Below are 22,764 nucleotides of genomic sequence, written 5' to 3' on the forward strand. Positions count from 1 at the left end.
ACCCGCGGCACGGCCGTAGCGCGGCGCCCTCTTTTAATGATTCGTACTCCGATCATTACCTGTGGCTTGGGCGAAGGTTCGTTGTGCACTCGGAGAAGGAAGTTCTACCGACGCGGGTGATCCATCTGACCTGAGACACGTGTCCTTCTTCCGGGAAGAAACGCGGCTGCGTTCTCATGTGTTTTTACGGGTGAGAGAACGGGCAATGTAAATCTGGACCGCCGTCACAATGGACAAGACCCCAGTTGCAAGCAGGGGAAGTGAAGATACATTAGCGTGACAGTCAACTGCGCCATTACCGCCCATAACCCGTTGAGCCTTAAGCCAATACGAGCCAGGGACAGTTTTGCCAGGCGTGCCTGCACGGTGGGTATTCTTTTGCTTTGCTCAAGCTAGCGTTAACAAAGCACTTCGGTCGAATGGCGATAAACTTTCCAAGCGGTTGTCGCGGACCTTTTGCAACCAGAGTGGATCGACTAGCAACGCCCTCCCAACGGCAACAAGATCAAATTCTCCCATGGCCATGCGACGCTCAACATCAGCCAGGGACGCGGCCGTGGCTCGATCCGGACCGCCGCGTAACGCGCCTATTACGTCTCCCCCTTCAAGCCCGACTGATCCGACCGTGATTGACGGCAAGCCAGTAATTTCTCTGGTCCAACCGGCAAGGCTTAAATCCGATCCGGAAAATGCCGGGTCCCAAAATCGGCGCGCTGAGCCGTGGAAGATATCTATGCCAGCATCCGCCAGTGGTGTGAGAATCGCTTCAAGTTCCTTTGGATTACTAGCAACTTTTGCATCGTAGTCCTGAAGCTTCCATTGCGAAATTCGCAAAGAAATGACGTAGCCCGGACCAACAGACGCACGGACCGCCTTAACGATCTCGCTTGCAAACCTCGTTCGCCCTTGCGCTGTTCCACCATATCGATCCGTGCGGCGGTTGCTCTCGCTCCATAGGAATTGATCAATCAGGTAACCATGCGCTGCGTGAATTTCGACCCCATCGAAGCCTATTTGCCGCGCTGTAGCCGCAGCCCGGCCGAACGATTCGACAGTGTCCGCGATAGCTTCGTCCGACATCGCGTCAATATGCTCCGTTGTAGCGCTCGGACCTTCTGAACGGGCGTCGGGATTGGGGCCGCTCCCCATCGGTCTTAACGAGCCCGCGTGCCATAATTGAACGAAGATTTTTCCGCCCGCTGCGTGGACTTCGGAGACGACGTTTTTCCAGCCAGCAATGCTGACCGGATCGTGTATGTTGGGAATGTTAGAGTCAAAAGAGGCGGCTTGCCGGTCGACGGTCGTTCCCTCTGTGATGATAAGTCCAACTCCGCCCTCAGCGCGACGGCGATAATAAGCCGCAACGTCGGGTCCAGGAACACCTTGAGGACTTTTCTTTCGCGTCATCGGCGCCATCACTATCCGGTTTTCGAGTGATAGTGTCTTGCAGGACCATGGTTTCAGGAGATGCGGGATCATTTTTTCGATATGAGGGTAAGTCGGGCTGGCCGAAAGCACCACTGCGATTCCCCAAAAAAATTGGAGCGCGAGCCCTCATAATAGGACTGCCCCTGAGAAATGATTCAGCAACTTTCTGCCGATATCACATTGTCAAATCGCACATAGTTGATTGAAAAAATCATCGCCCGAACCAAAGGAATCCGATGGACCGGCTGTTTTCGATGAAGGTGTTTACGCGTGTGGTGGAGATGTCAAGCTTCGCTCGAGCCGCGGAGAGCTTGCAAGTGACGGCGGGGGTTGCGTCCAGGATGGTGCAGGCGCTCGAATCTCATCTCCGCGTCAAGCTGCTGAATCGAACAACGCGTAACGTAAGCGCCACAGACGAAGGAATGGCGTATTACGAGCGTTGTATTCGAGTACTCAGTGAAGTGGAAGACATGGACGCCGCCGCGTCGGACGCGCGCCGCACGCCACAAGGCCGATTGAAGATAAGCTTGCCCGCTTCGTTGGCAAAAGGGGTTTTGATTCCAGCGCTGCCCTCTTTTTTCGAGCAATTTCCTGACATTGACATCGAACTGTTGATGTCCGATCGACGCGTGGACCTCGTCGAGGAAGCCGTTGATTGCGCAATCCGCGTCGGTCCCCTGCAAGACTTATTGCTGGTTGCCAAGCATATTGGTGAAGTCTCCAGAATTACGTGCGCATCACCCGCCTATATCGAGAAATTCGGCGAGCCGAAAACACCGAAAGAACTCGGCAACCACATTGTTGTGAACTACGTCTGGAACAACGGGGCCCGCCTCCGCGAGTGGGATTTCATGGTAGACGAAACGTTGGAGTCAGTCACCGTCCGCGGGAAAATCGCTGTTAACGACGCTGATGCATATCTTGCATGCGGCATAGCAGGTCTCGGCATTGTCAGCGGATCCGACTATACGCTTTTGCCGTTCATTCGCAGCGGTGCACTGAAGGAAATACTCTCCGGGTTTCGCGCCCCCACTCGTACAGTCAGCTTGATCTATCAACAGAACCGTCATTTACCAAGCAAGCTGCGCGTATTTATTGAATGGTTCACTGATGCTTTTAACGCATCGCGGTGAGTCAGCCCGTTGATCATGGTCCCGGTCGAGAACATCGCACGATCACGTCATAGGCGCCCTGAAGCATCCAGGACGCATGGTACGCCGGCTGCACCGTCCCTTGCGCCTCGCTCAATCCGATTGCTCCGCGCCACTCGCTTCGTGAGACAACGATCAAGCGGGATTGCCCCCGGCTTGACACGAACGTCTTGCACGAATTGCGCTTGATACGCGTGTATGCCATCACTACGATTCCCCTTTGTTCTGCGCTCCTTGCAGTCGTCGAGGTAATAGCAATTTCTTAGGGAATTCAGAGTGTCCAAGCTCATGCGTGTTTTTTTGGGGGCCGCGACCCTGTCAGGCTTCTTGCTTACCAGTCCCACGCGGGCGGCACATGAGGTTTCGACGCAGTACACAATGATGATTGACAGCCAAGACTCCGTCTCAATACGAGACCTCTACAAAACACTCATTGATAAAGAGAATCACCATGATCTCCACGCGGTGAGCGATCTTTTATGGGATTCCCCATCTACTCTTTTTGTTGCAAAGACGGCCACGCAAGCCGAGGGCGGATGGGCCGGCTTTTGGAGCAAGGACACCGTAGTCTTACATTTCGGTGAATTATTCAAAGGTGCCTTCCGTATAGATCCCGACTACGCTTCGGAGAAAATAGTTGCTCTGTCCAAGGACGTGGCACAGACATACGTGCCAGTTCAGATCACAGTCGGATACGCCGGCCAAACTCCGGTACCGAAGCCGTTTCTGATGATTCTGGAGTGGGTCAGGACACCTGATGGATGGCGAATGGCAACCGACATCGCTTTGCCGATCCCTCCCGCAGCCAAGCCGTAGGCGAAACTCCCTTCATCTGCCTATCGGAGAACCGTTATTAAGGCCGTCGTTATTCACTCGTATGGAACGCCAGATGTACTCAGCGTTGAAGAAGTGCCTGTGCCTGTCCCTGCACCCAATCAAATCTTGATCCGGGTAGAGGCTGTTAGTGTCAACTATGCAGACATAGTGCGCCGTCGAAACGATCCCTATCCTGTGCCCACGCCCCTGCCGGCAATTCTCGGAGGCGAAGTGGCTGGCTTCGTGGAAGCACTGGGATCTGAAGTACACGATCTGGCAATCGGAGACCGCGTTTTTGCTTTACTTGGAGGCGGCGGAAAAGGAGGTTACGCTCAATTCGCGGTAGCTGATCGAGCTCAAGTCATGCCCCTTCCGTCGAGCTTCGATCTCGACATTGCCTGTACGCTGGTAGTCGCGGGCGTCACCGCTTACCAAGTCCTCAAGGAAGCAGCCCAATTGCAGCCGGGTGAAAGTGTCTTTATACCTGGCGCCCTTGGCGGAGTCGGATCATATGCACTCCAATTGGCCAGGATCTTTGGCGCCTCTAATGTGATCGCAGGTGCGAGCACGGCCGAACGACGTGAACTACTGATGGAGCGCGGCGCGAGTCATACGGTTGACTACACCGTAGACGATTGGGCCGAACAGGTAAAGCAGGTCACTAGTGGTAAAGGCGCGGACGTTGTACTGGACATGGCCGGAGGTAAGGCATTCCAGCAAAGCTTATCCGCACTGGCGCCGTTCGGACGCCTGGTCATCTATGGCAGCGCGAGTCGCGAACCAGCGACGCTGGCTCCGCGAGCGCTGCTCACTCAGAATCAAACGGTCACTGGATATTATGTGGGACAGTGGTTTGCCGCACGCCCCCGACAATCAATCGACGCATTCAACGCCCTGATAGAACTGGTTGTTTCCGGCAAGCTCAATGTGCAGTTGGCCAGTCGCCTGCCATTGAGTGGGGCCGCCGAAGCTCACAGAACCATGGAGGCGAGACGTTCAACGGGCAAAATTGTGTTAAAGCCCTGGATAGACGCTTGATCTTGCGGGCGCCTGTGCCTTTCACCAGACTTCATATCAACTCCCGTATCGGGCAACAGAAACAAAGGCAAATATGCGAACTGTTCTAGTCACCGCAGCAGGAGGAAATGCCGGCCGTAATACGGTCGAGTCCTTGCTGAACAAAGGATTCAATGTCGTTGCAACGGCGCGCGATCCAAAAAATCTGAAGCTTTCCAGGGATGTCGAGACGCGGGCTTATGATGCTAACAACACCACGACAGATTTCGATACTCTCTTCAAAGACATTAACGATGTCGTCCTCATTGGTCCGCCCCTGGACGGAGAAGTACACAAAAAACTCGGGGCGATTATTGACGCCGCAGCAGATCGTGACGTCGGCCATCTTGCCTACATGTCCGGAAATTATCTCGCGGCATTCTCGGGGCAAAGTCTGGTAGACCTGCCGATACGAAAGGTCGAGCTTCAAATCGTTAATTCAGGCCTGAAGCACACCTTCGTACGAGCTGGCTTTTTCATGGACAATTTCGTCACCGGCTTTAATGCTCCGATGGTAGAGCGTGGCAACATCACACTGGCGGTTGGAGATGCCAAGTCGTCGTTTGTCGCGGCCGCGGACGTTGGAGCATTCGTTGCCGAGGCGTTGGTACAGGGATTAACCGGGGAATACCTTGTCACGGGCCCCGAAGCCCTCGACCACTGGGAAGTCGCTCGCCTTCTCACAGAAAACATGGGACGCACGATTTCTTACACGCCCATCAGCGAGGAAGAGCTTACCGCTGCATATAAATCGCGTGGCCTCGCGCCGGAAACTGTCGAATACGGTTTGACTCTCTACCGGGCGTTTCGCAACTACGCGACGGCGGCAGTGACTGACACTGTGAAGCAGATCCTCGGACGTGATCCCATCAGCTTCAGGCAATTCCTGAAGCTGATTTGACGTTCATTTAGGGCCTGCGGATCAATTCGGCGTGGATCTCGGAAGAACTTTGCCCATTCCTGCGTTCTGACAGAGTGCACGACGGGCACAGCGCTAGCGCTAGTTTCAGACGTGACGAAGGAAACCAGGCTATGGCGGAGTGAAGTCGGTTTAAAGCCGCGGCTGCGAACGTGTTGGGCAGCGTGCTGACGCGGATCGTGTCACTCCATGAACGCCACGGATGAGAGGTCATCGAGACGAGCCCGCATGTGCAATGGGGGCTCAACCAGTAGCGCAGCTTGTGTTCAAAATGAAAACGGTCATTGTGAAGGGGAAAATCGGATCGGCTTATGCTCGCGGTTGAACTCCCAATAATCTGCAGTTCGCCGACACATCCGGCTAACGGCTCGATGAACGCACGCCCTTCTTCTTCGATTTCGCCGCGCCCAACTGATCGTTGCCGTCCATAGCGATCGCGTCCAGCACCTCGCGATTCGCTTCAAGCAGTTCGTCGGAGAACGATATATCGTCGACCATGCGAGACAGGATCAACCCGCCCAGCATCGCGGAGAATCCGGAGATGGCAGTGCGGCGGCGCCCCTCAGCGTCTTCTCCAGGCGCCAGCTCAGCAATCACCTCGATCATCCGCCTGAGGCTCTCGGTCATTTCATGGCGCACTGCGGGCGCCTGACGAACCGCCTCACTCGCTAGCGCCGCGAAGGTGCATCCGCCAGCACGATGCTGTCGATGGTATGCACTCAAATACCCCGCGCAATAGTCTTCAAACGTATCGGCTTTGACCTCTTCCTGGCGCTTCAAGGAGAACGCGCTAGCCTCGGCGATCAGTTCGTCCTTTGAACCGAAGTAACCATAGAAGCCGCCGTGCGTGAGCCCGGCGTCTTTCATGACGTCGACGATAGTAACGGCATCGAATCCACGCTCGCTGAAAAGCCGGCTGGCAGCTTCAAGAATGTTAAGGCGGTTCTTCGCCACCTGCTCACGACTGACCTTCATGCGACGCCTCCGAAAACGCCAATATACATGTTGACTAACCTGATTAGTTAGAACATTATCATGTTGACCAACATGAATAAGTGGCGTCAAGGCCAAATCGAGGTCAACGACGACCATGGCGAAGAGCACCATTTCATCGCTTTACAGCTGCTGGGCGATGCGCAGCCGTCACCTTCACCGCTCGGCAGAATCGATCCAACCAACACAGAAACGGAGCGACATCATGGGGAAACTGGACGGCAAGATCGCACTGGTCACTGGCGGGACAAGTGGAATTGGATTGGCAACGGCCAAGCTTTTTGTAGCAGAGGGCGCACACGTCTATGTCACGGGCCGGCGACAGGAAAAACTGGACGAAACGGTGAAAGAAATTGGTGCCGGCGTTACCGCGGTACAAGGCGACGTCGCGATCCTGAGCGATCTTGACCGGCTCTTCGTCCAGATCAAGCAGGAAACCGGCCGGCTCGACATCGTGTTCGCCAATGCAGGCGCAGCGGAGTTCGCACCGTTCGGTCAGGTTGATGAAGCGCACTACGACCGCATGTTCGACGGGAACGTCAAGGGACTGTTTTTTAGCGTGCAAAAGGCACTACCGCTAATGCCCGATGGCAGCGCCATCGTCTTGACCAGTTCGATTGTGGGAAGCAAAGGGCTGGCGGCAAACACCGCCTACGCGGCTACAAAAGCTGCCATCCGTTCATTTGCCCGGACCTGGGCGACCGACCTCAAGGATCGCAAGATACGCGTCAATGCAGTGAGTCCGGGTCCTATTGATACAGCCGGCCTGCGCGAGCTTCTGGGCGATAGCCCCGAAGGCCAGCAGCGCAAGGACAGCTTCGCACAAATAGTGCCTCTCGGGCGTCTCGGTTCCCCCGAGGAAATCGCGAAAGCGGTGCTGTTTCTCGCTTCAACCGACAGCAGCTATGTCACCGGGACAGAGTTGTTTGTCGATGGAGGAATGGCTCAGGTTTGAACATTCCCCGGGGCGGAATGGACGCATCACGCGCGCAGCGCCGCCTACCTCCTCAACGCTTCCGCCTTTAGTCAAAACAGCCATCGACCCGGGCATCTTCGCGAGGGTTCGTCTCCGCCCATCTGACAGAAATGAGCAGGATCGTTACTCACATCATAGATAGGACTCCAACATGAAAGACTTCCTGATCACGGGCGCAACGGGTCAGCTTGGACATGGAATTGTCAAACAACTGCTGAAACGTGTGCCGGAAAAGTCAATCGCAGTACTCGTGCGCGATCCATCGGCCGCAGGCACGCTTGCGTCATATGGTGTCGAGATTCGACAGGGAGACTATCAAGACCTGGCGTCGCTCGAATCCGCTTTCAAGGGCGTCGACAAGCTGATGTTCGTCTCCACCACAGCCTTCTCGGATGCGATCACTCAACATCGTAACGTTGTCGATGCGGCTGAAAGCGCAGGCGTGCGCCATATCCATTACATCGGTGTGCAACGTCCTGAACACTCGGAATTTGTGATGTCGCAGGTAACGGAGTGGGAACAGGTGACCGAAAAAGCGCTGGCCGCGTCCAGCATGGTGGTGACATTGCTACGCAACTCTTTGTACCTCGACGCACTCCCGCTTATGTTGGGCGATGACGTATTCGTGAACGGCGTTCGCGCACCGGCGGGATCTGCGCTCGCCGCGCTCGCCGCCCGCGCCGAGTTGGCCGAAGCTGCAGCAGTCGTGCTGGCGGGAACCGGTCACGAGGGCCGCACCTATACGCTCGGCGGCAGCGAAGCCGTGTCAATGGGCGACATCGCAGCGATCGTGTCGACTATCGCGGGAAAAAGCCTGCCGTATGCCGACGTCACGCCTGCCGCATTCATTGCCGCACGCACTGCAGCGGGTATGCCTGATTTCGTTGCCGCCTTTCTTTCCGAATGGTTTACCGCCGTTGCCGCCGGGGAGTTTGCCGAGATAACAGGAGACCTTGAGCGCCTGATTGGCAGAAAGCCCCTGACAGCCGCGCAATTCCTCCCAAGCGTACTCACTCCTGTCAACCAATCACACGCTTAGACGATCGTAGGAACCGGCTTGAATAACCGCTTGCCGGGCGTGAACTTTAGCTGCGTGAATAAGCGAGGTTAAGGGAGCATCAAGGGAACAGTCCAGCCGCCCGGTATGCCGTCACTGCGCGGTCGAACATTGCGATGTCACCCCGCCCTCTCGCGACAAGTTGAGCGCCTTCGATAGCGGCGAAGATCGCAAGCGCCTGATGTTGAATTGCATCCTTTCCTGCTTTCGACTTTCGAAGCGAGAGGATTTCAGTCAACCATTTGACGTTGACGTTAGTGAATCGGTCGACCTCTGCTCGCACCTCTGCGGGCAAGTCGTCGTACTCGGCGGACATGAGTCCAACCAGGCACATCCGATTGTCATTGAGCAACGCCGAGCGAAAGATGCCCGTGTAACCGGTCATGCATTTGTGAGCATCTTTGGAACTGGCCAGCAATTTTTCGAGTGCAGCACTTCCGTCGTCTGTATAGCGTTGCGCCAGCGCAGCGCCAAGATCGCCTTTGGTGGGAAAGTGGTGATGGATGCTCGCGCTGGACACGCCTACTTCTTTTCCGATTTCACGAAAGCTTAGTGCGTTGTAGCCGTGCGCCTGCACCATGAGCCGCGCCACACTCATGATTCGTTCTTTGGTGTCTGGAGTGGTCATCAAAAGCCTTCGTCTACCAATAGCAGTGCTGTTTAGAAGCAAGTTTTATCAAGTATATTCCTATCGATAGATAAGCACAATCGTGCTGCTTATCTATCGATCGATAGTTCTTGACATCGTGATCTTAGCGCCGCATGCTTCGCCCCACGCCTTAGCTATCGATAGATAACAAGAAGGAACTGATCATGAAAATTTACGACACCCCTGGCTTCCCGAATCCGGCCCGCATTCGTATCGTCCTCGCCGAGAAAGGACTGGATTCCCAAATCGAATTCGTGAAGGTGGATCTGTTTGCGGCCGAGCACAAGCAAAGCGCATTTCTCGCCATCAACCCGGCAGGCACGGTTCCCGTTCTCGAACTCGACGACGGCACGTTCATCTCGGAAGGCGTCGCGATCACCGAGTATTTCGACAACCTGGATGGGAACCCAACGCTCACAGGCAGGACCCCGAAGGAAAAAGCGGTCATTCACATGATGCAGAAACGGGCTGACGATCAACTCATCGATGCTGTTGGCATTTACTTTCACCATGCAACGCCGGGACTTGGTGCGCGCCTGGAAGCCTACAAGAGCCCTGAATGGGCGCACAGGAAGGAATGGGGCGAGCGGCACAATGAGAAGTTCGTGCGCGGCATGAAGTACTTCAATGAGGTTCTTAAGGCAACTCCTTACGTGGCCGGCGATGATTTCTCGATGGCCGACATCACGGTCTATGCCGCGCTCATGCACGCCGGCGCCGCAGGCATTGCGATCCCAGACGATTGTTCGGCCTTGTCTGCGTGGCAGGCAAAGATATCGGAGCGGCCGAGCGTGAAGAATCGAAGCGGACAAGTGATGGAACTGCCGGCCTGACACATTGCAACGCCCTTGCGTACCCGGGGCCTTGCTATCCCACCGTATCTGGAAAAACCACCATGAAGCATTTCAGCAAGACGTCCGGCTTTCGTCTGGGCCTTATCGTGGCTGCGTTCGCAACGGCTTTTTATCTCACTCCCGCGAGCGCCGCGAGCGCCGGGACCGCGCCGGTAAGCGGCACGTCATACACGTTTCAAACAGCCCCAACCCAGTTCATCGATGCCGGCGGCACGCGTCTCGCCTATCGCCGATTCGGAAAACGTGGCGGTGTTCCGCTGGTGTTCTTCCAGCACTTCGTGGGCAACCTGGATAGTTGGGACCCGAAGGTCATCGATGGATTCGCACACGACCGTGACGTGATCCTCTTCGACAACGCCGGTGTTGGCAGCTCCGGCGGCGAAGTGCCCGGCACGATCGAAGCGATGGCAAAGCAGGCAATCGCTTTCATTCATGCGCTTGGCATTACGAAGGCCGATTTGCTGGGCTTCTCGATGGGAAGTCTCGTCGCGCAGGAAGTAACCATCGAACAACCTGATCTGGTTCGTCGTGTCGTGCTGGTGGGAAGCGGACCGCGAGGCGGTGCAGGCATGGCGACGCTGACTCCGGAGTTCCAGGGATTCCTGGCGAAGAAGCGTACGCCGCAGGACGATTTGTTGCTCGACGTCTTCTTCACCCAGTCGGATGCGTCGCAAGCTGCCGGACGTGCATTCCTGACGCGAATCCATGCACGCACAGTGGATAGGGATGCCGCTATCGACGCCAAGGTGGCTCCTGCGCAAGTGGCCGCGTTTGCGGCTTGGGGTGCCCCGAGCGCGGATTCCAGTGCTTATCTCAAGGCGATCAAGCAACCGGTCCTGGTGGTAGCTGGCAGCAACGACATCGTCCACTACACGATCAACTCCTACACCCTGCAGCAGAACCTGCCGGATGCCCAGTTGATCATCTACCCGGACTCGAATCACGGCTCGCTCTATCAATATCCCGATCTGTTCCTGAAGGAAGTTACCGCCTTCTTGAACCAGCCAAAGTAAGCAGCTCCGTGTCCACACGGTAGTCGCGTCCCATACCGCCTCACTTCGCGGTATGGGCTTCAACACTTTTTGCTCCGCTTACATCCAGGCCAAGCGCCGTTTTTTAGCCGCGGCCGGCACTATCGCAATCAGCGGGTCAACCACATGCATTGATTGCACAGTCATGTCCGGAATTCCTGTGTCGAAGCTTCCGCTCTGCACGCTAGCTATTGCATCGCTCACCCTGCCCGCTCGGTTGTTCATCGCAAATCGCCAGCCCAAGCGCTATGCCGAGGCGCCCTGGGAAAGCTTACGCAAGTCCGCGCATTGTCTCGATGACAAAGTCACGGTGGCCGCGCGGAAATCGAAGCGGTCGTGGTGAGTACACGGGGACCAGGGCCGCCCAGCCCAAACCGGATACCGTATTCCAAAGCGGCCTAAAACGGCTTGAAGGGCAGAAACTTGCCATCGAGTATGATGACTGCCCGCGAACCGCCCTCTGGATCCTCGACCTTCTTGATATCGAGTGTGAAATTGACCGCGCTGATGATGCCATCTCCGAATTGTTCGTGGACCAGAGCCTTCAGGGTCGACCCATAAACCTGCACCATTTCATGGAAGCGATAGATAGTCGGGTCCGTTGGCACACCGGCCTCCAGAGTTCCTCGCAACGGCACAGTCTGAAGTAGAGCCACTGCGTCCGGCTCAAGATCCAGGCGAGTGCCCACCACCTGTGCGGCCTCCTTTGGAAGCGGATGCTGGCCAAGCAGCGCGGCGGTGACAAAAACGAGGCTGAGGTTCGTCCCCTCGGTGAGTTGTGCAAATGACAGGTCTTTAAGGGCCTTTGCTTTCAAAATGACGTCCGTCAATGCAAGACGTGCATCCCGGGAAACTTCAGACTGCAACATGACGATTTCCTTCGAAGTTAAAATACACTGTCCGACCGGGCTTCCTGATACCTTCGAATGGCGGGTTCTGGCATAGACCCGGGCATGCTCGGTAAGCGATACGGTTCCCACATGAATTCAGCGCGTCGATATCTCCAGACCAAATGCCATAGAGCCGGGCGTGAAGCGACAACTTTCGTTGCGGAAGAGCCAGCGCGATGCAAGCAAGGATGGTCTCGATGTTTGGGAACTGCGCAACGACATTCTGAAGGGGTCAACGCGTGAAGCCGGTCCGCCGCCAAGGCATGAGTCCGCGCGGCATTGATGACCCCGCTTGACCCGGTATATTGCAACCAGTTCGCCACGGCGGCCATGTGGTCCAGACACGTGCGTGTGGCAATGGCGGAAATGGCCCCGCAATCCCAATGGCCGCCGATCGCGTTGTCGCACACTCCCAGCGAGTCCATGGCGTACTCGACCGAAGTCGATGCACACCCGGACCCGCTCCGTCCGACGGAACAATATTTCCTGCGTTACGAATGACGAACAAGTCTCCCGGCCGACGCTGCGTCAAAACTCCGGAACCACGCGGCTATCCGAGCATGCGATGAACAAAACCTGTGCTGCCTGACTGCATGGCAGACCGTTGAAAAGCGCTGAGCGCTTTGGAAACTCGTCCTGCCAAGAACGCAGGCAACCTTCAATGACACCGCGCATGGCAGTTTCCTCCGGCGGTTCCGGACATCAGCTCGATAATTGTTCGACGGTATGGTCCGTGGTCCAAAGCGCGTGAGCGAGGAAGCGATAATTGATGATCGCGGCGAGGTAGCCATCACCTTCAGGCAGACGCGGGCCCGCAGTCGCGTCGCGCACTACCGCTACTTCAAACCCCTGCTCGATGAGCTCGCGCAAGTGCGACTCGATGCACAGGTTCGCGGCCATGCCCGCGAGAATGATTTGCGTCACGCCCTTTTTTCGCAATTGCAAAGCCAGGTCGTTCGTCTCCGGGCCGTAGATCTTGTGGGGTGACGCGATAATCGTCTTGCCGTCCAGGATGTATTGCTTGTATTCATCGAGGAAATCGGCACCTGAGCCGTCAAACCCTTCCAGCGTATTCGGCCCTTTACGATCGAACATGCAGATGTTGTGCATCACTTTTTCCACGGGGCCACCGAAGTGCCATTCATGATCGCATGGATAGTAATAATGTGGTGACACAGCGACGGTGAGGCTCGCTTCCTTTGATGCCTTGAAGAGCCGCCCAATGTTTGAGACGGTGTTGTTCTCCACAATGCTTTCGCCGAACAACGCCCAACTCGCGCCGCCAGGACTCAGGAAATCATTCTGGGGATCGACTACGACTAAAGCTGCTCGCGATAGGTCGAGTTTAAAGTCGCTTGGCGGCAGCGCCGGGTTGACCGGATCCGCATAGCGATGTGCGTTGACTTGCGCTGGTTGGCTTTCGTTGCTCATGATGCCCTCTATCTGGCGATTACTGCGGAAGGACCGGCCCCGTCTAAAGGAGTCGGCTCTGGTTAATAAATGACCAGTCGTCTATTAAAAAAGCAAAAAAATTAACTAATTAGCCGGGGCAAAACCAAGTTCTCGAACCGCTTGAACGCATTGCCATTTTGCTCAACCTTCCCTCGCATGACCGCGCCTTCATAGGCCTCGATCATGATTGCCGCAAGTTGATCAGGATCGGTATCGCCGTTCAGCTCGCTTCGCTCTTGTGCTTCACGCAGGCACGCCGCCAGCGCCTTTTCCCACCTATCAAGCACGTCGGCCAGTTTGGCGCGTGTTTCGTCACTGCCATTGGCCAGTTCGAGCGACAGATTGCCGATCAGGCAGCCAAGCGTAAAGCCATGTTCGCGGTGATCCTGCGACAACCCCTTGAAAAACCGGTCGATACGTACCAGCGGCTTGAGGCGTGCGTCGTAGAGAATGGGGCCGTGCCGCCGTTCAATGGACTCCCAGTAATCCTCGATAATCTCGGCCGCAAAGGATTCCTTACTATCAAAATAATTGTAGAACGAACCCTTGGGCACGCCTGCTGCGGCCGTAATGTCCTGGACCCCGGACCCGTTGAAGCCGCGGTCATGGACTACAGTGCGTCCGATCAACAACAAGCGGGAACGCACTTCGGGATTAGCGGGTCTGGGCATTGCAATTATCTTCGGGCGAGTAACAATTTAGCAAGATAACCGGTCATCTATTAAAGGTCAAGCCCGCAACCGGAAGTTTTTCAATGTAGATGCGCCTTGCCGCATAAGCGAATCAGGAAGTACCACCCAGGATACAGCGTCACGGCGCGGTCACCATGGGAAGCGGAGTGACTCAACACTATCTCGAGCGGTTCCTGTGCCATCGAATGTCTTCCTCTGCGAGGACAAATGGATTATTAAACGACCTCAAAGCCCTTGCGGGAAAGCATTTGGATATGTTTGCAAGCGCGGAACATTCTCCAACAGATGTCTTCGCATGAGCGCCATACGTCTCAGGTCCTGCGACAACGCGATCACCTCTCCGCAGCCCGGGCGTGAAGCAACCCCGAGACTGACACCGGAAGCCATCGCGTCACCGGGCGGATTTACATCGGGGGCGTCACGCCGTCCTTCTCGACCACGACCAGATTCCCGTCGTAAGCTCCGTTTTTCCCGGGAGTTGCCACGACGAACACTTTCTTGCCCGTCGTCAAATCGTCGCGTGTAGCGGGAACGAGCGTCACGACCGGAACATTGAGCGGCACGTTGATGGTGTTGCTGCCGCCCTTGTACGAGAGCTTCAGATCTCGTCCGCTAGTACTTTGCACAACGGTATCCACATTGGCGTTCGTCATCGAACTGTTCGCGCCAAGATCCCACGCGTAGTGGCCCTCTCCTGTACCCCGTGCGGCTTCCGGAAACACCAGGACCTCCTTCGCAGTCAGCTTGCCGTCCACGGCTGGCATCGCCGCCGCGCCCACGTATGAGCCGGGCTTGATATCCGAAAGCTGGATCGCCTTCACAGCGTTCAGACCGGTCGACTCCTTCACTTCAATGGTGACGGTGTCGCCGCTGCGACGGTGTACCTGTAAGGTACTACCCGAGAAAGCCAAAATTTCGCCCCGGATCCGTTCGGGCTTGTTGGCGGGAGATTGAGCGACTGCAGCGCCAGCGAGCGTCAGCGCGACAAAGGAAACAACGAGTTTGAGGCGAGTGGACATAGGTGATCCGTATGGTTTGTTGCGGTTAAAAAATCATCGGCTCGCGGCTAAGTAACCGCCGAACCAGTTGTATCCCGGGTTTTCCAAATAGCCGCCGGAGAATTCATTGGTCGCCGTGATGGCGCCGACGTGCTTCTGGTTTTTTTATCCCAGTTTGGTAGGTATCCGAATCTTAGTGAACGATGCGCGCGTCGTACATCTGCCGGTCGCTCAAGCACAAAGCGATAACGGCAGCGGCATTGACCTGGTGAAAAATGCGGACCCACACTGGATGAATAGTGACCTGGGTCAAAGCTACCTCACTGACGACGACATTTAGATTGGGTTGCGGGACTGTCAGCGCGTATCGAGGAGTTGCTGGTTGTCCGTCTGTGCAGGGCCGCCCGACTCCACGTAGGTGTCATATGTGCCCCCATCAGCGTCTGCATTGATGACCGCGACATACGGTTTCGCTGCCAGGGTTTGGACGCTCGGACCGCGCTGTGACGCAGGCGCACCCACTATCGGCTGGTACGAAGGCTGCGGACCGAAACCGCTTGCAGCAGCCGTTGTCGATAGCAGTGCCGTCACAACAGCAAGTGCGGTCGCAGCAAGATTGGTGCTGATGAACAGGAGTGGGGTGATGAAGTTGCGTTTCATAGGGCGTATTCAGGATGTTGGGCGGGTCGCGTTATGACACGGTGGAGAAACCGAAGTCTCGCCATCTCGCCCAGGGGGTGGATTGGCCTTAATGATCGCAGCCGCGCCGCGGCAGCGGTATCGGTCAAATGACCGACCCTAGTATCCTGCCCGCTGGGCTACTCGGGTCTGGAGCGGCGTACGCCATTGGTAACCCGAAGTACGTGAAAGACGTATTGAAGGAATGGATGGCCGGCTCGCACCGCCTCGCCTCAACGCCGAGCGCGACACATGCTGAGTTCCTGGTGCGGGCCATTCGTTTGGCTACCTGGCCATAGAAGGGCAACGAGTATTGCGCAACGGGTGACAATGCCAATGTGTCGACATGATGGCTCGCGTGCCTGCGACGTTCACGTGAACGTCGGTGTCCAAGGAATTAAGATGTTTCTGGACATGTAATCACATATTTATTAAGCTCTACGATAGAAAGTGTGTTTGTCGTTCTAGCGAAAGGAAGGTGATATGAGAAAATCAAGACGGGAGACCGCTGAAACGCGCCAACGCATCGTTGATGCTGCTGCTGGCGAGTTTCGACGAAATGGCATTGGAAACACAGGCCTTGCTGATCTTATGGCCGCCGCAGGTTTAACACACGGTGGTTTTTATAAGCATTTTTCTTCCAAGGAGAACCTGGTCGAGGAATCGATCGTGGTCGCTTCTGGTTCATTTGCAGAAACAATGATTTGCTCCCTGTCGAACTCAACACGTACGCGGGCACTGGACAGTGCGATCTCAGATTATCTTTCTTTGGAGCATCGCGATAATCCGGGCAGTGGTTGCCCTTTTGTCGCCCTCGGTAGCGAGATGGCCCGCGGTAGTGACGAGTTGCGGGAAGCGTCCACCGCTGGCTTCTTGAAGCTTGTCGGGATTTTCTCCGCGCACTTAGAAGACCGATCTCCTGCGGCAGCGAAAAAGGAAGCTTTGGTGATATTGGCCACGCTTATCGGCGCGGTCACAGTTGCGAGAATGGTCAACGACCCGAGTTTGTCGGCAACCATCCTTCAACAAACGAAAAAACATCTCTCAAAGCGCAACTGACCAAAAGGTCAGCGCACAGATGCCGGAGCCAATACTGGTTGAACGTCAGCCAGCATTGGCAAGTTTCATAGCAACGTCAGATCTCGCATCAAAGACTACAACGCCAGCATCAGCGTCGCAGTCGCGCGTCAGTTAGCCGCTTTTTGTTCCGTCGCAGCCGTGGCCACAACTCCACCCGCCGACGAAAGGTCCCACCCACCGCCTAGAGCGCGATATGTCGTCACGGCTGCACGCGCTGAATCAGCCTTTGTGCTGTCAAGATCGTCACGGGCCACCAAAAGTTGTCGGTCTGCATCCAAAACGTCGGTGAGCGTAATAGCGCCAGCTTTATAGGCACGCTCTGATAGAGCTCGTGCACGTTCCAACGCAGTGACTTCGTCCTGCAACTCCACCCGTCGTGCTTCAGTCTGAGAAAGGCTCGTAAACGCGTCCTCAACATCTTCTGTCGCTTTCAACGCTGCCTGCCGGTATTGAGCGAGTGCCTCCACATTCACACCGCGCGCCTGTGCAACTTCAGCATCGACCTTTCCAAAGTCAAATAAACGCCAGCGCAACGCCCCTGTTCCAATGGGCTGAAACGACTGCGCAGAGAACAGATGATTAGTGCTCACACTATCAAATCCCAACGCTCCCGAAAGCGATATTTTTGGATAATAGTCCGATATGGCAGCACCTATCCGATCGTTTGACGCCGCTAGCCTCCGTTCAGCCGCAATGATGTCAGGACGACGGCGCAGAACATCGAGCGGTTGGTCGGTGTCTGCAATGGAAGGGACACTTGGAATTGCGCTCGGCTGAGCCAGCTCCTTCGCGTATGTTCCTGGTTGAACTCCCATCAACACGTCCAAGCGATTAAGTTGTGCTTCCAACGAAGTTTTCAGCAGCGGAACTGTCGCCCTTGCTTGCTTGAAGAGCGCTTCCGCCTGCGCCGTTTCCCGATCTTCCGCCGCACCTAGGCGACGGCGAACTTTGACCAAGTCCAATAGGTGCGAATCGGTGTCGATCTGGTCTTGCGCAACGGCTAATCGAGCCTGAAAACCCCGAATTTGTATATAGGCGTCAGCCGCATCAGCCGCAACGGTAATGCGGGTACCGAGCTGCTCAGCCTCCGCCGCTTGCGCCTCCTCCCTGGCAGCGGAGGCACTTCGTCGCAGTCCACCAGCGAGATCGATTTCCCAGCTTGCAGCAGGACCAATGTTGTACTCCTTCTGATCTCGACTGTAGCCCGGAAAAGTCTTGGCAAGCGTTCCGAATGGGCTTTGCAGACTCTGATGTTCAGCTGTCCCGCTCGCGTTCAGGTCGACAGTAGGCAACAGATTAGCGCCTGCTCCGGCAGCTGCGGCGCGGGCCTGTTGAACACGGCCAATCGCCGCGGCAAGATCCAGATTTTGCGCCAATGCCCGCTGAACAACGGTTGTTAGCATCGGATCGTTGAATCCCGTCCACCACACGTCGAGCTGCGGCGCTGGTAATGGAGCCTGTGGTCCCGCCGTCGCAATATGACTATGAAACGGTACGAACTGCGAGTTGGGCGGGACATAGTCAGGACCTACTGCGCAACCGGCCAAGACGAGGCTTAAGACAATGCCTGCCGAAATACCCCTCAAAGCACCAGGCGAATTGTCCGATTCCTTTGACTTCCTCTGAGGACCGTTTTGCGAGGAATCAGCCGACAGTGGCGTGCCTGTAGAGCCACTGACGCGGTCGGCGTGGGCGAAAATGTTCGTCATACGCTCTCCTTACGGCCAAACTTTCCTACCAAGATGTAGAACGCCGGCGTGAACAGTAGACCAAAGCAAGTCACCCCAAGCATTCCGAACAGCACTGCGGTACCAAGCGACTGCCTCATTTCCGCCCCCGCCCCCGTTGCGAACGCGAGCGGCGCTACTCCGAGAATAAAAGCGAAAGATGTCATCAAGATCGGGCGCAGGCGGGTGCGCGCAGCATGCACTGCGGCTTCCACTGGAGACGAGCCCTCGCCTTCTTTCTGGCGAGCAAATTCCACAATCAGAATCGCGTTTTTCGCCGCCAGTCCTACAAGCACGACGAATCCTATCTGCGCCAGGATATCGATCGGCATACCTCGCGTAATCAAGCCCGTCACCGACGCAAGGATACACATCGGCACGATCAGGACAATCGCCAGCGGCAGCTTCCAGCTTTCATATTGCGCCACGAGGACAAGGAACACGAAGAGTGCAGCCGCACCGAAGACGAGCAGAGTAGGAGTGCCACGTTGTTGCTGCTGGAATGCCAAGTCGGTCCATTCGAAGCTGATTCCTTGCGGAAGAACCTGTTGAGCGAGCTCTTCCATGCGCTTAAGGGCCGTGCCAGTGGCAACCCCAGGCGCCGCAACCCCTTGAACCTCTGCAGCGGGATACAGGTTGTAGCGCGGAACACGATACGGAATGGTCCTGCTTTCCATCGTCGCGACGCTCCCGATCGGAACCATTTCCCCGGCCTGGTTACGCGCTTTAAGGCGAGTAATGTCCTCAGCGTTGTGCCTGAATCGATCATCAGCCTGGACAACGACCTGATACGTCCGACCAAGGTAGTTGAAGTCGTTCACATACTGCGAACCAAGGTAGACCTGCATGGCCGAAAAGACGTCTGTTGGCGTCAGTCCAACCTTCTCAGCTTTCACTCGATCGACATTCGCATAAATCGAGGGCGACCCCGCGTTGAACAAAGTAAATGCGCCGGCGAAATCGGGATCTTTTCTTGCCGCAGCAACGAGAGCGTTCGCAGCACGCACAAGCGCTTCAGATCCCAGGCCACCGCGATCCTCGAGCATCATCTTGAATCCACCCGCGCTACCCAGGCCTTGAACAGGCGGCGGCGGGATCGTCAACACATAGGCATCCTTGATTACCGATAGCCTTTGGCGAAGGTCTGCCAACACTGTAGCGGCCGTCACACCAGAAATAGAGTGGTTGTAGAGCGATGGAAGTCCCGAAAATACTGTTCCAGAGTTCGAGGCCACGGTAGAGGTGGTCGCGTCCAGGCCAACAAACGGAGCAACGTGCTCCACACCGCGGGTTGTAAGCGCGATGTCAATCGCTCGCCGAACCACCTGCTCCGTACGGTCCAGCGACGAACCGGCCGGGAGCTGAACAATGTTGATCAGATACCCTTGGTCTTGCTCCGGGATGAAACCCGTAGGCGTGCGCGCAAATTCCATGGCCGTTATGCCAATCAGGGCCAGGTAGATAATAAGAACGACCGTTAAGCCGCGCACCAATCGACGAGTAAGTTTTCCGTACCCGAACGAAAGCTTGTCGAACCCTCTGTTGAATTTATCAAAGCCGCGGTGCAAGAAACGCTGCGCAGCATTTGTGTGCAAGGCGTGAGAGACATGCTCCTTAAAGAGCACGGCACACAGCGCTGGACTCAGAGTAAGCGAGACAAAGCACGAAATGATCGTGGAGGCCGCAATCGTAACCGCGAATTGCCGGAAAAAGAGGCCCGATATCCCACTCAGAAAAGCTGAAGGCACAAACACTGCGCACAGCGTCAGCGCGATAGACAGCAGCGCTCCACCCACCTCGTCCATCGTTCTGTGCGCCGCCTCGGTTGGCGACATGCCAGAGCGAATGTTGCGTTCGACGTTTTCTACCACGACGATCGCATCGTCGACCACAATCCCGACGGCCAAAACCAATCCAAACAGTGAGAGGTTGTTCAGCGATATACCGAATGCGTAGAGAACGATGAAAGACCCGAGCAACGAAACGGGAATCGCAACCACCGGAATAATGGTCGCTCGCCAATTCTGGAGGAATATGAAAACGACACCGACTACAAGCAAGATGGCGACAAAAATTGTAGTAATAACTTCATCGACTGACTTGCCGATGAAGATCGTCGGATCGTAGATAATCTTATAGCCAAGGCCCTGGGGAAAATCGTGCTCAAGGCCTTTCATAGTCGACAAAACTTCGCCTTCGACCGCAAGCGAATTTGCACCTGGTTGGGCGTAGATTAGAAGCGAAGAAGCGTCGCTGCGATCCATGAACGCCGTCGACCCATAATCGGCTGCGCCGATCTCGACGCGGCCGATGTCGCGCACGCGCGTGACCCGTCCCTGACTATCGGACTTGACCACGATATCGTCGAATTCAGCAGGGGTGGACAGCCGACCCAACGCCTCCACGTTGATCTGGTAAGCCTCGTTACCATGTGTTGGAGGTTGGTTCAGAACCCCGGCGGACACCTGCAGATTTTGAGCACGCAATGCATTGAGCACTTCGCCAGCATTCAGGTTGTTGGCAGCGACTTTATCGGGATCGAGCCAGATGCGCATAGCGTATTCGCGTGCGCCCTGGAACTGCACATCTCCCACACCCTCAAGCCTGGCGAGCGCATCCTTTACGTGCAACGTCGCGTAGTTGGAGAGATAAAGCGTGTCTCGAGTCTTGTCCGGCGAATAGAGGTGAATCGCCATAAGGATGCTTGGGGTTGACTTTCGAACCTGAACACCCAAGCGCTGTACGTCCTCCGGCAGCCGCGGCAACGCATCCTGAACGCGATTCTGCGTCAACATCTGCGCGACATTCAGATCGGTGCCAATGCGAAACGTAACCGTAACGGTCAATCTTCCATCGCCGGTTGACTGGCTACCCATGTAAATCATGTTTTCAACGCCGTTAATCTGTTGCTCGAGCGGCGTTGCGACTGTACGAGCAATAGTGTCTGCCGACGCGCCAGGGTAGGACGTCGTGACTTGTACTGTTGGCGGAACGATTTCCGGATATTGCGCAATCGGAAGCACAAACATTGCGCCAAGCCCGATCAGCGTAAGAAAACTGCTCACGACCGTCGCAAAACGCGGCCGGTCGATAAAGAAATGTGCGATGCGCATGGTTCGGGTGGTTCCTATTCCTGGCCTGCGGCGTAGCTAATCTTGCCGTCCTGCGGAGCCACTTTGGCTCCGGGTGTCGCGAAAGGAAGGCCGCCCACAATCACCCGGTCGTCCGAGTTCAGCCCAGAACGTATGACACGCAAACCACCACGAATATCTCCTATCTCAACCCGTTTCGGAGTGACGACACCATCAGCCGAAACCGTAAAGACAGCGTGCTGTGATTGATCCGGCAAGACCGAGGCGTCTGGAACCAGAAGTGTCGGGGTGGCTTGAGCGACGATCACTCTCACCCGCGCGAATTCCCCGGGTGTCAAGGCAAGGTCGCGGTTAGGCACGGTTGCTCGAGCGTGGATGGTGCCGCTCGAACGATCTAGCACGTTATTAATGAAATCGAGGACGCCCTGCCGTTCGAACGTCGGCTCGGTACCCAAAGCGAACTGAACCTTATCGGCGGATGTTCCTTTCGACAGTTGTTGATACTTCGAAAATAGCTGGAAGTCAGCCTCACTCATATCGAAATCCAAATGGATTGGATCGAGCGAGACGAGCGTAGCAAGCAGCGTAGTGGGGCTCGTCGCCGCGCGGCTTCCGGCCACCAGATTGCCGACCGAAACAAGGTGATTGCCGATGCGCCCCGTGAACGGAGCGGCGACGCGGCAGTGCGCAAGATCGAACTCGGCATCACGAATCTGCGCTTTGGCGTTGTCTACCGCCGCTTGTGCGGCAAGTCTTTCAGAGGTCTTCTGCTCAACGTTTTCAACCGTTCCAGCGTCGTTACGTTGAAGCTCTTGCGCCCTGCTAAATTCGTGATTTGCCAAGTCGACCCGCGCGCTTGCTGTTTCCAGTTGAGCCTTCGCTTGCGCTAGCTTGATCTCATATGGGACTGGATCGATTGAAAAAAGCGGATCGCCTTTGTGGACGACATCCCCATCCTTGAAGTAAATGCCAGTAAGAGTGCCGCCCACTTGCGCGCGAAGCTCAACCTGGTCAACCGCAGAAAACTGACCGAGAAACCCAATGCGCGTATCGAGGTCGTGCACTATCGGTTTGCTAACAGTCACCTGCGCAAGAGGCGGACTGGCGCTGGCTGCGGCAGCGTTGCTACCGCGCGAGTGCACAAACCATCCAACACCGATGACCACGACTGCCAACGCGATAACCAGGACAGATTTCTTTGGTGCGCGTCCGCGAGTACTCGACC

The 22,764-nt window shown here is 56.0% G+C and carries 22 protein-coding genes; 10 read left to right on the forward strand and 12 right to left on the reverse strand.

Features of this window, described 5'->3' with window-relative positions:
* Positions 1-387: 387 nt before the first annotated feature.
* Positions 388-1,521: an NADH:flavin oxidoreductase gene (locus ACSQ8V_RS29540; RefSeq protein WP_436208144.1), complete on the reverse strand. Its 1,134-nt coding sequence runs from the start codon at positions 1,519-1,521 to the stop codon at positions 388-390.
* 143 nt (positions 1,522-1,664) lie between these two features.
* Between ACSQ8V_RS29540 and ACSQ8V_RS29545 the strand changes: the two genes are divergently transcribed.
* From ACSQ8V_RS29545 to ACSQ8V_RS29560, 4 genes are all read left to right on the forward strand, one after another.
* The gene (locus tag ACSQ8V_RS29545; protein WP_213764961.1) at positions 1,665-2,561 is read left to right on the forward strand and encodes a LysR family transcriptional regulator; all 897 of its coding nucleotides are present in this window, start codon (positions 1,665-1,667) and stop codon (positions 2,559-2,561) included.
* Between the two features lie 294 nt (positions 2,562-2,855).
* Positions 2,856-3,395, forward strand: a complete 540-nt coding sequence (locus ACSQ8V_RS29550; protein WP_436208145.1) for a hypothetical protein — start codon at positions 2,856-2,858, stop codon at positions 3,393-3,395.
* Between the two features lie 99 nt (positions 3,396-3,494).
* Entirely contained in the window at positions 3,495-4,433 is a 939-nt protein-coding gene (locus tag ACSQ8V_RS29555) for a quinone oxidoreductase family protein (protein ID WP_436208146.1), read from the forward strand.
* A gap of 73 nt (positions 4,434-4,506) precedes the next feature.
* Positions 4,507-5,352 (forward strand): NmrA family NAD(P)-binding protein, encoded by an 846-nt coding sequence (locus tag ACSQ8V_RS29560; protein WP_436208147.1) that lies wholly within the window; start codon positions 4,507-4,509, stop codon positions 5,350-5,352.
* Positions 5,353-5,730: 378 nt separating this feature from the next.
* On the opposite strand, the gene ACSQ8V_RS29565 is transcribed toward ACSQ8V_RS29560, so the two are convergent.
* Positions 5,731-6,345 (reverse strand): TetR/AcrR family transcriptional regulator, encoded by a 615-nt coding sequence (locus ACSQ8V_RS29565; RefSeq protein ID WP_436208148.1) that lies wholly within the window; start codon positions 6,343-6,345, stop codon positions 5,731-5,733.
* Positions 6,346-6,568: 223 nt separating this feature from the next.
* Here ACSQ8V_RS29565 and ACSQ8V_RS29570 point away from each other — a divergent pair, with 223 nt between their 5' ends.
* Positions 6,569-7,318 (forward strand): SDR family NAD(P)-dependent oxidoreductase, encoded by a 750-nt coding sequence (locus ACSQ8V_RS29570; RefSeq protein ID WP_213764991.1) that lies wholly within the window; start codon positions 6,569-6,571, stop codon positions 7,316-7,318.
* A 172-nt stretch (positions 7,319-7,490) separates the two neighbouring features.
* Entirely contained in the window at positions 7,491-8,378 is an 888-nt protein-coding gene (locus tag ACSQ8V_RS29575) for an NmrA family NAD(P)-binding protein (RefSeq protein ID WP_436208149.1), read from the forward strand.
* 79 nt (positions 8,379-8,457) lie between these two features.
* Here ACSQ8V_RS29575 and ACSQ8V_RS29580 read toward each other — a convergent pair whose 3' ends face one another.
* Positions 8,458-9,066 (reverse strand): TetR/AcrR family transcriptional regulator, encoded by a 609-nt coding sequence (locus tag ACSQ8V_RS29580; protein WP_436185329.1) that lies wholly within the window; start codon positions 9,064-9,066, stop codon positions 8,458-8,460.
* A 143-nt stretch (positions 9,067-9,209) separates the two neighbouring features.
* Between ACSQ8V_RS29580 and ACSQ8V_RS29585 the strand changes: the two genes are divergently transcribed.
* Together ACSQ8V_RS29585 and ACSQ8V_RS29590 are read left to right on the forward strand one after the other, a co-directional pair.
* Positions 9,210-9,878, forward strand: coding sequence for a glutathione S-transferase family protein (locus ACSQ8V_RS29585; protein WP_436185330.1), 669 nt, complete (start codon positions 9,210-9,212; stop codon positions 9,876-9,878).
* 62 nt (positions 9,879-9,940) lie between these two features.
* Positions 9,941-10,912 carry an alpha/beta fold hydrolase gene (locus ACSQ8V_RS29590; RefSeq protein WP_436208150.1) on the forward strand — a complete coding sequence of 324 codons (972 nt, stop codon included), beginning with the start codon at positions 9,941-9,943 and terminating at the stop codon, positions 10,910-10,912.
* Positions 10,913-11,328: 416 nt separating this feature from the next.
* Here the strand turns inward: ACSQ8V_RS29590 and cynS are convergent, their stop codons facing one another.
* The 5 genes from cynS to ACSQ8V_RS29615 all read right to left on the reverse strand — a co-directional run bounded on the left by cynS (position 11,329) and on the right by ACSQ8V_RS29615 (position 14,983).
* Positions 11,329-11,799 (reverse strand): cyanase, encoded by a 471-nt coding sequence (cynS, locus tag ACSQ8V_RS29595; RefSeq protein ID WP_213764952.1) that lies wholly within the window; start codon positions 11,797-11,799, stop codon positions 11,329-11,331.
* Positions 11,800-11,816: 17 nt separating this feature from the next.
* Positions 11,817-12,245 (reverse strand): hypothetical protein, encoded by a 429-nt coding sequence (locus ACSQ8V_RS29600; RefSeq protein WP_436208151.1) that lies wholly within the window; start codon positions 12,243-12,245, stop codon positions 11,817-11,819.
* Positions 12,246-12,522: 277 nt separating this feature from the next.
* Positions 12,523-13,251 (reverse strand): cysteine hydrolase family protein, encoded by a 729-nt coding sequence (locus ACSQ8V_RS29605; protein ID WP_436208152.1) that lies wholly within the window; start codon positions 13,249-13,251, stop codon positions 12,523-12,525.
* Positions 13,252-13,352: 101 nt separating this feature from the next.
* Positions 13,353-13,943: a TetR family transcriptional regulator C-terminal domain-containing protein gene (locus tag ACSQ8V_RS29610; RefSeq protein WP_436185334.1), complete on the reverse strand. Its 591-nt coding sequence runs from the start codon at positions 13,941-13,943 to the stop codon at positions 13,353-13,355.
* Positions 13,944-14,368: 425 nt separating this feature from the next.
* Complete coding sequence (locus ACSQ8V_RS29615; protein ID WP_436208153.1) at positions 14,369-14,983, reverse strand: hypothetical protein; 615 nt, start codon at positions 14,981-14,983, stop codon at positions 14,369-14,371.
* Between the two features lie 106 nt (positions 14,984-15,089).
* Between ACSQ8V_RS29615 and ACSQ8V_RS29620 the strand changes: the two genes are divergently transcribed.
* Positions 15,090-15,302, forward strand: a complete 213-nt coding sequence (locus ACSQ8V_RS29620) for a hypothetical protein (protein WP_436208154.1) — start codon at positions 15,090-15,092, stop codon at positions 15,300-15,302.
* Between the two features lie 17 nt (positions 15,303-15,319).
* Here ACSQ8V_RS29620 and ACSQ8V_RS29625 read toward each other — a convergent pair whose 3' ends face one another.
* On the reverse strand, positions 15,320-15,622 hold the full coding sequence (locus tag ACSQ8V_RS29625; protein ID WP_213764947.1) for a hypothetical protein: 303 nt from the start codon (positions 15,620-15,622) through the stop codon (positions 15,320-15,322).
* 501 nt (positions 15,623-16,123) lie between these two features.
* Between ACSQ8V_RS29625 and ACSQ8V_RS29630 the strand changes: the two genes are divergently transcribed.
* Positions 16,124-16,699 carry a TetR/AcrR family transcriptional regulator gene (locus ACSQ8V_RS29630; protein ID WP_436185338.1) on the forward strand — a complete coding sequence of 192 codons (576 nt, stop codon included), beginning with the start codon at positions 16,124-16,126 and terminating at the stop codon, positions 16,697-16,699.
* Positions 16,700-16,827: 128 nt separating this feature from the next.
* Here the strand turns inward: ACSQ8V_RS29630 and ACSQ8V_RS29635 are convergent, their stop codons facing one another.
* From ACSQ8V_RS29635 to ACSQ8V_RS29645, 3 genes are read right to left on the reverse strand one after another with little or no spacing between them, the layout of a single operon-like run.
* A complete protein-coding gene (locus ACSQ8V_RS29635) occupies positions 16,828-18,429 on the reverse strand; it encodes an efflux transporter outer membrane subunit (protein ID WP_436208155.1) in 1,602 nt (533 codons plus the stop codon).
* Complete coding sequence (locus ACSQ8V_RS29640; protein ID WP_213764943.1) at positions 18,426-21,560, reverse strand: efflux RND transporter permease subunit; 3,135 nt, start codon at positions 21,558-21,560, stop codon at positions 18,426-18,428. Before ACSQ8V_RS29640 ends, ACSQ8V_RS29635 begins: the two co-directional genes overlap by 4 nt.
* 14 nt (positions 21,561-21,574) lie before the next feature.
* Positions 21,575-22,705, reverse strand: a complete 1,131-nt coding sequence (locus ACSQ8V_RS29645) for an efflux RND transporter periplasmic adaptor subunit (RefSeq protein WP_436209212.1) — start codon at positions 22,703-22,705, stop codon at positions 21,575-21,577.
* Between the last annotated feature and the right edge of the window lie 59 nt (positions 22,706-22,764).

It is taken from the genome of Caballeronia sp. LjRoot31, from assembly GCF_964253885.1.
Classification (GTDB): Bacteria; Pseudomonadota; Gammaproteobacteria; order Burkholderiales; family Burkholderiaceae; genus Caballeronia.